The sequence below is a fragment of the Mycobacterium sp. P2_H7 genome (genome assembly GCF_056403275.1).
In genome coordinates, this window is the sequence record NZ_JBFUFU010000036.1 from 1 (window position 1) to 10,004 (window position 10,004).

Sequence of the window (10,004 nt, forward strand, 5' to 3'; positions counted from 1 at the left end):
AAGGCCGAAGGCCGCCGACGAACTGCCCATCGAGCAGGTCGCCAAGCGCTGGATCGTCGCGTCGGATCCGGACGAGGCCGTCGAGAAGGTGGCCGACTACGTCAAGTGGGGACTGAACCACCTGGTGTTCCACGACCCCCGGCAGGATCAGCGCCGCTTCCTGGAGCTGTTCAAGAAGGATCTGGAACCGCGGCTGCGCAAGCTGGGTTAGGCACTCACGATGCGTTCCACCATGCCGTCGTCGGCCCGGCGCTCCCGGGCCGACTGGGTCGATGTGGTGGCGGTGAGCCGCACCCGGTCGGCCCGGAACAGGTCGTAGGCGTACTCGAACGGTCGCCCGGTCGCGTCGCGGGCCACCCGGGTGATGGCCAGCAGCGGTTTGCGGTGGGCGATGTCCAGCCACTGCGCCTCACGCGGGCTGGCGCTGACCACCTCGATGGTTTCGTTCGTGGTGGCCGGCACCAGGCCGTAGCGCACCCGGAACAGTTCGTAGAGCGATCCGCCCAGCGGCTGCTCCAGCAGATCGCCCACCTGCTCGGTGATGAAGCAGGACTGGTCCACCGACAACGGGACCCCGTCGGCGTAGCGCAGCCGGCGGATCACGAAAACCTCGGCGCCCGCGGGGATCTCCAGCGCCGTGGATTCGGCGAAGGTGGCCGGTCGGCGGTCGGTTGCCAGTACCTTGGTGGCGCTGGTGTGGCCGCCACTCTGCAGCAGCGCGGGTAGCCCGGCCTGTTCGGCGGCGTTGCGCTGCACCATGTCCGCCCGCACGAAGGTCCCACCGGCACGACCGGTGCGCCGCTCCAGCACGCCGGCCTGGCTCAGCGGCAGCAGCGCGCTGCGCAGGGTCGCGCGGGACACCGCGAACCGCTCGGCCATCTCCCGTTCGGTGCCCAGCCGTGAACCCGGCCGCAATGCCCCGCTGGACAGCATGGACAGAATCCGCCGTCGCACATCCTCGGCAACCGCACCCCCCGGTGTCTCCTCCATATCAGCTGATGATCGCATCCAGGGATTCGGGAAGTACCTGCCCACCGTCGACGGCGATGGCCTGGCCGGTGATGTAGGCCGCTTCCGCGGAGGCCAGGAACGCCGCCAGATGTCCGATGTCCTCCGGGGTCCCCAGGGAGCCGGCCGGGATGGACCGCGCCATGCTGGCGATGTATTCCTCGCCGTTGGCGATCATGCCCTCGCTCATGATGTTTCCGGGCAGGATGGCGTTGACGGTGATCTTGTGCGGCGCCAATTCGATTGCCGCGGTGCGCATGAACCCGAGCTGCGCGGCCTTGGTGGCGCCGTAGTGCGACCAGCCGGGGTAGCCGGTGATGGGCCCGGTGATCGACGACGTCAGGATGACCCGGCCGCTGCCGGAGGCGATCAGCGCGTCCAGACAAGCCTGGACCGCGAAGAAGGTGCCGTTGACGTTGATCCCCATGATCTCGTTGAGCTGCTCGGGGGTCATGGTGGCCAGCGGTGCGTCGGGGAAGATGCCGGCGTTGGCGCACAACACATCCAGGCCGCCGAAGGCCTCGACGACCGTCGCCGCCATCTCGTTACAGGACTCCCGGTCGCTGACGTCGACGCGCACCCCGATGACCTTGCCGCCACCCAGGCCGTCCAGGGCGCCGACGGCCTCGTCGAGGTCGGCCGCCGAGCGCGCAGCGACGGCCACGTTCGCGCCGGCGCGGGCGAACACCCCGGCGATGCCCCGGCCGATGCCCTTGCTGCCACCGGTCACCAGTACCGAGCGGGACTGCAGGTCGAACATAGTTCTCCTTAACGTAGCCAAGTGTGATCGTCGAGATAGCGTTCGGCCAGCCGCGCGGTCCCAACGGCGTATCCCGGACCAACGGCGATGGCCGCGTCGGCGTCGGCGTGGGAGGCGATCCACGCCGTGAGCTGGATCCGCCGCAGCATGACGAAGGTGGGGATGAGGGCCAGATGTTCGTCGGGCAGGGTGCGGACCTTCGCGTAGCCGCGCAGCCATTCGGCCACGATGCGTTCGGCTTCGGGTGAGTCCTCGATCCACGACACCACGGCACCGAGGTCGGCGAGGTGCCAGCCCCAGCCGGAGTCGTCGAAGTCGATGACGGTGATCCCCGCCGACGGTGCGGCCGGGTCGACCATCAGATTCGACAGCCGCAGATCCGCGTGGATCAAGCCGAATCTGTCTGCCCCGGTACCGAATTCGGCCAGCGCCTCGGTGATGTGATGCACCGCCCGCATGATGGACGCGCGGTCGGTGTCGGTGAGACCCGGGGCGACGCGCCAGTCGCCCCACCGGGCGCCGGGCCCGAGGATGTTGTCCAGGTCCCAGCGGAAGCGGGTGAAGTCCGCCGGGATCGACCAGTTCTGCACGTGTCCGTGCATGATCGCGGTCAACTCGCCGAGGGTGGCGAAGCCGACGGCGTCGGGTACCTCTTCGGCGGTGCAGCCGGGGATCAGGGTGACGGCGTCGACGTACAGCTGCCGGCCGTCCACGGTGGCGGTGACCACCTCGTCGCCGTCGGCGGAGAGCACCAACTCGGGCGTCTTGACGATGGTCTGGGACCGCAGCGCGCTCATCCAGGCCAGTTCCGAGCGGATGGCTTCCCGGGAGTGATAACCGGGCCGGTGCACCCGCAGCACGATCGGGTCGTCGTCGCAGACCAGGTAGGTGGCGTTTTCGGACAGGCTCAGCAGTCGTAGCGGGGTGTCGAGGTCGCGCCGATAGGCGGGGAGTGCCGCCTGGGCGAAGCGCGCATGGTCGACTGGCAATCCCGGCATGCCGACCATTGTGGGCCAAGTATCGGTCCAAAGCAGACCAAATAGGCGAGATTTACCTCGCTGTTGCAAAATCTCCCAGCTCCGAAACGTGCCCGAAACAATGCGGAACGTGCTTGAGTTTCCCAGTTGACCAAGCAATCTCGACGAGGTAACAATGGCCGACGTTGTAGTTCGTCACCGGCATCGGAGCCGGTGGCCTTCGGATACCAGACCAAATAGTGGTCACCAGAATTGCCCTCAGATTGGGATTCAATGAGCGAGATCATCGATCCACCGGCGCCCGCGGGCACCGACTCCGTCCAGCGACTGAAACCGAATGCCGTGGGGCTGGTCGGCGTGCTGTTCATGGCGGTGGCCACGGCCGCGCCCATCACCGCCATGGTCGGCAATGTGCCGATCTCCGTCGGCTTCGGTAATGGCGCTTACGCGCCGGCCGGTTACTTCGTCGCCACCATCGTGCTGACCCTGTTCGCCATCGGGTACGCCAAGATGAGCAAGCACATCACCGCCACCGGTGCCTTCTACGGGTACATCTCGCACGGCCTGGGACGGGTCGTAGGGCTGGGGGCGGGGTTCCTGACCGCGCTGGCGTACATGGTGTTCGAGGCGTCGCTCATCGGCATCTTCTCGTTCTTCGGCAACGACCTGTTCTCGTCGTTGTTCAACATCCATGTGCCGTGGATCGTCTTCGCGCTGGTGATGCTCGCCATCAATGCGCTACTGACCTACTTCGACATCAACTTGGCCGCGAAGATCCTCGGCGTCTTCCTCATCACCGAGATCGTCATGCTCGCCATGATGGCCTTCTCGGTGTTGTTCACCGGTGGCGGGCCGCAGGGCTGGTCCTGGGGATCGCTTAACCCGCTCAACGGTTTCCACAGCCTCTCGGGCATCGTGGCGGGCCCCGACGGTTCGACCATGGCCGTGGCCGGGTCGGCCGGCGTCGGCCTGTTCTTCGCCTTCTGGTCCTGGGTCGGCTTCGAGTCCAGCGCCATGTACGGCGAGGAGTCGCGCAACCCGAAGAAGATCATCCCGATCGCCGTGGTGAGCTCCGTGATCGGTATCGGCGTCTTCTACGTGCTGGTGTCCTGGCTGGCGATCGTCGGCACCGGACCGGACAATGCCGTTGCACTGGCACAGGATTCGGCGACCGCGGGCAACATCTTCTTCAACCCGGTGCACGAACATCTCGGGCAGTGGGCGGTGGACCTGTTCAAGATCCTGCTGATGACCGGATCGTTCGCCTGCGGCATGGCCTTCCACAACTGTGCGGCCCGCTACCTGTACGCCCTGGGCCGCGAGGACGTTATCCCCGGCATGCGTAAGACCGTCGGCGCCACACATCCGCTGCACGGCTCGCCGCACATCGCCGGCTTCGTGCAGACCGGTTTCGCCACCCTGGTCGTGCTGTTCTTCGACCTGACCGGCCGTGATCCCTACACCGGCCTCTACGGCCTGATGGCCCTGCTGGGCACGACGGCGATCATGATCGTGCAGGCACTGGCCGCCTTCTCGGTGATCTCGTATTTCCATGTGCAGAAACGTCATCCGGAGACCGCGAACTGGTTCAGCACCTTCCTGGCTCCGCTGCTCGGCGGGCTAGGCATGGTCTACGTGATCTACCTGCTGGCCAAGAACGCGTCGTTCGCGGCGGGTAGCGCGGCCAGCGACTGGGTCTTCGCGGCCATCCCGTGGGTCGTCGCCGTGGTCGGTATCGGCGGGCTGCTGTGGGCGCTGTTCCTGAAGGTCCGCAATCCCCAGCGGTACGCCGAACTCGGCCGTACCGTTCTGGAAGAAGCACACGAACGCTGACGAAGATGGCATTTTCCAACATCATGGATTCCAACAGCTATCAGGGTGGTCGACAAGACGACCCCCTGATAGCTGCCAGGGACCGGATGCTGGGCCCGGCGTACCGGCTGTTCTATGAACGGCCGGTACATCTGGTCCGCGGCCAGGGCACCCTGCTGTACGACGCCGACGGGCGCGACTACCTGGATGCCTACAACAACGTCGCCAGTGTCGGGCACTGCCACCCGCACGTCGTCGACGCGGTGACGCGGCAGCTGGGCCTGCTCAATACGCACACCCGCTATCTGCACGACGGGATCGTCGACTATTCCGCGCGACTGCTCGCGAGTTTCCCCGGTGAGATCGACCAGGTGATGTACGCCTGCACCGGATCTGAGGTCAATGATCTGGCGCTGCGGGTGGCGCAGACCTACACCGGTGCCACCGGCGTCATCATCACCAATGACGCCTATCACGGCAATACCGCTGCGGTGACGGCCATTTCGCCGTCCATCGGCGGGGCGGCCGTGGTCGGTCCGCACGTCCGCACCGTCGATCCCGACCTGAGCGGCGTGGACGCGGCGATCGCCGATCTGCGGTCGTGCGGGCTCGGGGTGAGTGCCTTGATCGTCGACACGATCTTCTCGTCGGACGGCATCTATCCGGACCCGACGGTGCTCGGGCCCGCGGTCGCCGCGGTGCGTGCCGCCGGCGGGGTGTTCATCGCCGACGAGGTGCAGCCCGGGTTCGGGCGCACCGGCGAGGCGATGTGGGGGTTCGAACGTCACGGTGTGGTGCCGGATCTGGTCACCACGGGTAAGCCGATGGCCAACGGGCTGCCGGTGGCGGCGATGGCGGCCCGCAGCGCCGTGCTTGACGAGTTCGCCAGGGGCATACCGTATTTCAATACCTTCGGCGGCAACCCGGTGTCCATGGCGGCGGCGGCCGCAGTCCTCGATGTGATCGAGGACGAGAAGCTGGTCGCCAACGCTTTGGAGGTGGGTAGCGCCCTGCGCTCGGAGCTCACTCGGCTTGCCGCCGGCTCCGAGGTCGTCGTGGAGGTCCGTGGGGCCGGACTGTACATCGGGGTCGAGGTGGATGACCGTGACACGGCGCGGCACCTGGTGAACGCCATGCGGGAGCGACGGGTGCTCATCTCGGTGTGTGGGGCGCACGGGAATGTGCTCAAGATCCGTCCGCCGCTGGTGTTCTCGATGGCTGATGTGGACCGGTTGTGTGGGGAGTTCGCGGCGGTGCTGGCCGACGGGTGAGGTGATGGCCGGGTTGCCGTTCCCAGCAATTTCCCTGCAATCTCCCAGATTTGGAACCGGTAGGCTCTTTATCTGGGGATGTCTCGGGGGAGGAGCCGGTCGTGGCCGAGGTCGGTATGGAAGTCGATACGGATCATCTGCATGCAGGTGCTGCCCGGTGCATCGACGCGGCAGCTACAGCACTGGCCGCGGCGAGTCGACTCGCTGAGAAGAAGCCGCCGGCAGGGATGTTCGGAGACTTCGAGGCCGCGCAGTCATACCACCGTGCCGTCGCTCAAGCGCATGAAGCCCATGTCGACCAGCTGAATGCGCATCACCGTGACCTGACTGGGGTCGGTGAGAAGAGTCGTTCGGGCGCAGACCAATTCACCGCCGCTGACGTGTCGTCCGCCGATGCGCTGAACGCCGCCGAGGCCGGCCTCGAAGCGCGCTGATGCCGCCACCACTCGGATTGGTCAACCTGTCCGTCGGCGATCTGATCTCTGCGGCGGGCGGCGACCCGTGGCGGGTCAACGACCAACTGCAAGCGGGAGACCCGTCGGCGATCAACGCTCAGGCGGATGCGTTCCACGCGGCGGCGGGCTCGGCCACCGAGGTCGAGAACGACTTCAACGCGGCCAAACAACGATTCGAACAAGGCTGGCGGCACAACGGTGTCGAGCATCCGATCACCGACTCGTCGGACGTGGCGCGAGCCACGACGACACTGCACCTGCAGAAGTCGCAGCTCGCCAAGATCGCGCTCGATCTGGAGAACGTGGCCGCCGCACTGGCGACAGCTCAGCGGACCTCCGATGCAGATATCGCCTCACTGGATGCGTTCCTGCATGGAGCTGACGACGCGATCGGCGCCGCCAAAGCGGCGAAGCAGGACACCAAGGCACTGCACGACGCGACCGTACGGATCACGTTGGGCGAGGTCCAGCAGAATCGTGATGCATACGCGGCCAGACTGGCGGCATCCGAAGTCGATATGGCGCCGTTGACGGGTGAGGCTCTCCCCGGCGCCGCGGACGCCGGCGGAGAAGGAGAGGGCGAAGCCGAACAACCATCCGTGACCAAGACCGACGTGGCGATCGGAGCCTCCGGCGCAGTGGCCGGGGGTACCGCTGACGGGGTTCGTCAGGCGGCCACCAAGGCCATCAACGCGGGGCCGGCCACGGGCCCCGGTGCGGCGGACGCGGGTCTGCTGAAATGGCTGGAAGAACCGTCGATCGGCGGGTTCGAACTCAAGGGGTTCTCCCGCATGGGCGGGGTGGTTGCTGCGGCTGCAGCGGTCCCGGCCGTCATGTCGGACGTACACGACGGGAACTCGGTGGCGGAGGCGGTCACGCGGGAAGCGGGGGGCACTGCCGCGGGGCTGTACATGGGCGCGGCGGCCGGCGGCTTCTTGGCGGACGTGGTTGCAGGCGGAACGATCGGATCAGTGGTGCCCGGCGCTGGAACTGCCGTTGGTCTGGTTGCGGGTGCCGTGGTCGGAGGAGGCGCAGCCCTAGGCGTGTCGAAAGGCATCGGTTGGCTCTGGGATCCGGTGTCAGACGCGGTGGAATCCGTGTTCGACTTCGGATGAGCCGTACGTCGAGGCTCGATCACTACCTGCGAGAGAGGGCCATTGCCGTCGCTCCGGCCGACCAATTTCCCGGGCTGATCGTCGAGGTCGGCGCTCCTCGAGGTTGGGAACTCCTGGATTCAACCGTCGGAATGCGGGTGTGGATTTGTCGCACGGACACCTGCAAGGGAGGTTTCTGTGCCAACGCGGTGTTGACTATGCATCGAATCGAGGCTGGCCTTCCCGGCGACGGAGTCTTCGAGATGTTGGCCGAACAACAAGTTCAGTTGGTACCGGGGTGTAGTGAGATGCGGCGCGAGTTGGGGGTGGCCACAGAGGGTGTCGGAATTGTCGGCCTCCTGGCCATGAAAATCGATCACGAGTTGGGCACCATCGACAGTGAGTCAAGGTCCCGAATTATCGCGACTGAACAGGAGACACTGATCGCGCAACTGACGGTGACTGCGTTACGAGATTCGCCGGTGAGGACATCCGATATCTGGCTCACCGTCAAAACGAATGGTGGTCGATGATGGTGGATGCCGGTTCCAATCTGCATGGACGGCGATGGTTGAGGTACGTCGTAGCAGGTGTGCTGTGCGTGGTGGGAGTGTGGACGGTTTCGGCTGGATTGCATTGGTACTGGGCAATTTTCATCATCTGTCTGGCGTTCGTCGTCGCTATCGGACGACGTACTCTCTTCCGCGCTGGTGTCAGCAGGACTCCGCATGGCATCGTCTGCCGATACATCCCGTGGTACGAGGGCAGCGCGTACTTCTTGAATCTGGGCCTTCCGCTCATGGCTGTTGCGATGATTTCGGCAAGCTACGACCCAAGCAATCCGGTGTGGCTTCGGTTTGGCGGGATCATCTTGTTGATCCTGATGCCTATCGTTGTGTACAGCTACGTGACGATGTGGCGCGGGTGTTCGCTGGAAATTTCGCCGTCGGCTCTGACGGTTCGTTTGGCGGCGTCGAAGGACGGACCGATCGAGCTGTCGCGTGGGCGTGTTCGGTCCATCGAGCCCAGAATGGTGCCGAACTCGGTGAGCGGCGCGAGATCGTTACAGGCCGAAATCTCTTACAGCGCAGTCGAGGAAAGTGCTGACGTGAAGACCGTGCTGCTGGGCCTGCAGTTCACCGTGGAGCCACACAACCTGCTCGACGCCTTGGTGGCGTGGAAAGACAACCCAGGTGATGACCCGGACGAACTGATGGACCGCATCGAACGCATCCTCGTGGGCCGCTCCTGAACACCTAGACTAGGGCCGTTGTCAAGTCCCAATACCCTTGTCCGCGTTGATCTGTGGATGAATCGGCGACTGTGGATAACTCCAGGTTTTGTCAGTGGCTCGGCGTAACGTTTCGAACATGTCAGCGAATGTGGTGTCGGACCGGGAAGCAGTGCAGGTTGCTTTCGACGCGTTCGACACCGCATGCCGTCAGCTCGCCGGCGCGGACTTCACCGCGTTCACGGTTGCGGAACTGCTGGAACTGCAATCCCGTCGGGAACACCTGGTCCGCACGACTGCGGGTGTGGATCACCGCATCCTGACCGCCCTGCAGAGCCAGGTCACCGCCCGGGAGATCGGCGGGAAATCCTGGCCTGACATTCTGGCCCTGGGGTTGGGCATCAGTCAGGCAGCAGCCAAAGCCCGGGTCAAGCAGGGCGAGGCTCTCAGTCCCCGACACGTCATCGGCGGCGGGGTGCTCGATCCCGTTCTGCCGCGGTGCGCAGCCGCGCTGGCTGCGGGGGCGATCAATGTCGAACACGTCGAAGAAATTCACACCGTGCTGCGCAAAGCCGATCGCCACATCACCGTGGCAGTACGCGCACAGTGGGAAGACACCCTGGTACGCATCGCCACCGCCAACCCACCCGAAACCGTCCGGGATGCCGGCGCGCAGATGGTGTACGCGCTCAACCAGGACGGCAACAGCCCCGACCTTGCCGCCCACCAACCCGGCCTGCGGCTGGGACCCCAAGACGCCGACGGCAACTACCGGCTCAGCGGGCACCTCGACGCCGAAGCCGCGGCCTACTGGAAAACCGTCGCATCGGTCTGGGGTGCCCCCGGGGTCAACAATCCCGCCGATACCGAACCGATCCCCAACCCCACACCCAATCCGCTCGACCCGGACAACCCGACAGAACTCGATGCCGAACAACGACTCTCCGAGGCCGCCGAACGCGACACCCGCACCCCGTCCCGGCGCGCCCATGACGCCTTCAAGGCGCTGTGCCGAGAAACCCTCATGTCCAAGAAACTCGGCCAACACGGCGGACTGCCGGTCACCGTGGTCATCACCGCGACCCTGGACGACCTGGAAAAGCGTTCCGGGGTGGCCCACAGCAGCAGCGGCGTGAAGCTCTCGATCCCCGATCTGATGCGCCTGGCCGCGCACGGCCATCACTACTTTCTGCTGTTCGCCAAACACACCGCCGAACCGTTGTATTTGGGTCGCACCAAACGCTTGGCGTCCAAAGCGCAGCGCCTGGTGGCGATCGCACGCGACCGTGGCTGCACCCGACCCGGGTGCTTCGCCCCCGCCGACCACTGCCAGGCCAACCACGTCCACGACTGGGCCACCGGCGGCACAACCGATGCCGACACCATCATCCTGGGC

General features: G+C 65.6%; 10 protein-coding genes and 1 pseudogene. 8 read left to right on the plus strand and 3 right to left on the minus strand.

The window, feature by feature from the left end; translation table 11 throughout:
* Nucleotides 1-211 (plus strand): annotated as a pseudogene (locus tag AC1DY7_RS31105) (glucose-6-phosphate dehydrogenase (coenzyme-F420)); the annotation flags it as partial.
* On the opposite strand, the gene AC1DY7_RS31110 reads toward AC1DY7_RS31105, so the two are convergent.
* From AC1DY7_RS31110 to AC1DY7_RS31120, 3 genes are read right to left on the minus strand one after another with little or no spacing between them, the layout of a single operon-like run.
* Nucleotides 208-990, minus strand: a complete 783-nt coding sequence (locus AC1DY7_RS31110) for a GntR family transcriptional regulator (protein WP_477497614.1) — start codon at nt 988-990, stop codon at nt 208-210. The pseudogene AC1DY7_RS31105 and the gene AC1DY7_RS31110 sit on opposite strands and share 4 nt — an antisense overlap.
* Nucleotide 991: 1 nt before the next feature.
* Entirely contained in the window at nt 992-1,768 is a 777-nt protein-coding gene (gene fabG / locus AC1DY7_RS31115) for a 3-oxoacyl-ACP reductase FabG (RefSeq protein WP_477497615.1), read from the minus strand.
* A gap of 8 nt (nt 1,769-1,776) precedes the next feature.
* Nucleotides 1,777-2,766, minus strand: coding sequence for a phosphotransferase enzyme family protein (locus tag AC1DY7_RS31120; protein ID WP_477497616.1), 990 nt, complete (start codon nt 2,764-2,766; stop codon nt 1,777-1,779).
* A 252-nt stretch (nt 2,767-3,018) separates the two neighbouring features.
* On the opposite strand from AC1DY7_RS31120, the gene AC1DY7_RS31125 reads away from it, so the two are divergent.
* The 7 genes from AC1DY7_RS31125 to AC1DY7_RS31155 all read left to right on the plus strand — a co-directional run.
* Nucleotides 3,019-4,578 carry an APC family permease gene (locus AC1DY7_RS31125; protein WP_477497617.1) on the plus strand — a complete coding sequence of 520 codons (1,560 nt, stop codon included), beginning with the start codon at nt 3,019-3,021 and terminating at the stop codon, nt 4,576-4,578.
* A 5-nt stretch (nt 4,579-4,583) separates the two neighbouring features.
* The gene (locus tag AC1DY7_RS31130; RefSeq protein ID WP_477497618.1) at nt 4,584-5,828 is read left to right on the plus strand and encodes an aspartate aminotransferase family protein; all 1,245 of its coding nucleotides are present in this window, start codon (nt 4,584-4,586) and stop codon (nt 5,826-5,828) included.
* Nucleotides 5,829-5,929: 101 nt separating this feature from the next.
* Nucleotides 5,930-6,262, plus strand: a complete 333-nt coding sequence (locus AC1DY7_RS31135; protein WP_477497619.1) for a DUF2563 family protein — start codon at nt 5,930-5,932, stop codon at nt 6,260-6,262.
* Nucleotides 6,262-7,398, plus strand: a complete 1,137-nt coding sequence (locus AC1DY7_RS31140; RefSeq protein WP_477497620.1) for a putative alpha/beta hydrolase — start codon at nt 6,262-6,264, stop codon at nt 7,396-7,398. The genes AC1DY7_RS31135 and AC1DY7_RS31140 overlap by 1 nt, the downstream gene beginning before the upstream one ends.
* Nucleotides 7,395-7,910, plus strand: a complete 516-nt coding sequence (locus AC1DY7_RS31145) for a hypothetical protein (protein WP_477497621.1) — start codon at nt 7,395-7,397, stop codon at nt 7,908-7,910. Before AC1DY7_RS31140 ends, AC1DY7_RS31145 begins: the two co-directional genes overlap by 4 nt.
* Nucleotides 7,907-8,629: a hypothetical protein gene (locus tag AC1DY7_RS31150; RefSeq protein ID WP_477497622.1), complete on the plus strand. Its 723-nt coding sequence runs from the start codon at nt 7,907-7,909 to the stop codon at nt 8,627-8,629. Before AC1DY7_RS31145 ends, AC1DY7_RS31150 begins: the two co-directional genes overlap by 4 nt.
* A 118-nt stretch (nt 8,630-8,747) precedes the next feature.
* Nucleotides 8,748-10,004: HNH endonuclease signature motif containing protein (locus AC1DY7_RS31155; RefSeq protein WP_477497623.1), on the plus strand; the 1,257-nt coding region annotated here is incomplete at its 3' end.

Coding starts and splice junctions, on each gene's coding strand:
- AC1DY7_RS31110 (WP_477497614.1), bottom strand. CDS start 990: ATGGAGGAGACACCGGGGGGTGCGGTTGCCGAGGATGTGCGACGGCGG.
- fabG (WP_477497615.1), bottom strand. CDS start 1,768: ATGTTCGACCTGCAGTCCCGCTCGGTACTGGTGACCGGTGGCAGCAAG.
- AC1DY7_RS31120 (WP_477497616.1), bottom strand. CDS start 2,766: ATGCCGGGATTGCCAGTCGACCATGCGCGCTTCGCCCAGGCGGCACTC.
- AC1DY7_RS31125 (WP_477497617.1), top strand. CDS start 3,019: ATGAGCGAGATCATCGATCCACCGGCGCCCGCGGGCACCGACTCCGTC.
- AC1DY7_RS31130 (WP_477497618.1), top strand. CDS start 4,584: ATGGCATTTTCCAACATCATGGATTCCAACAGCTATCAGGGTGGTCGA.
- AC1DY7_RS31140 (WP_477497620.1), top strand. CDS start 6,262: ATGCCGCCACCACTCGGATTGGTCAACCTGTCCGTCGGCGATCTGATC.
- AC1DY7_RS31145 (WP_477497621.1), top strand. CDS start 7,395: ATGAGCCGTACGTCGAGGCTCGATCACTACCTGCGAGAGAGGGCCATT.
- AC1DY7_RS31150 (WP_477497622.1), top strand. CDS start 7,907: ATGATGGTGGATGCCGGTTCCAATCTGCATGGACGGCGATGGTTGAGG.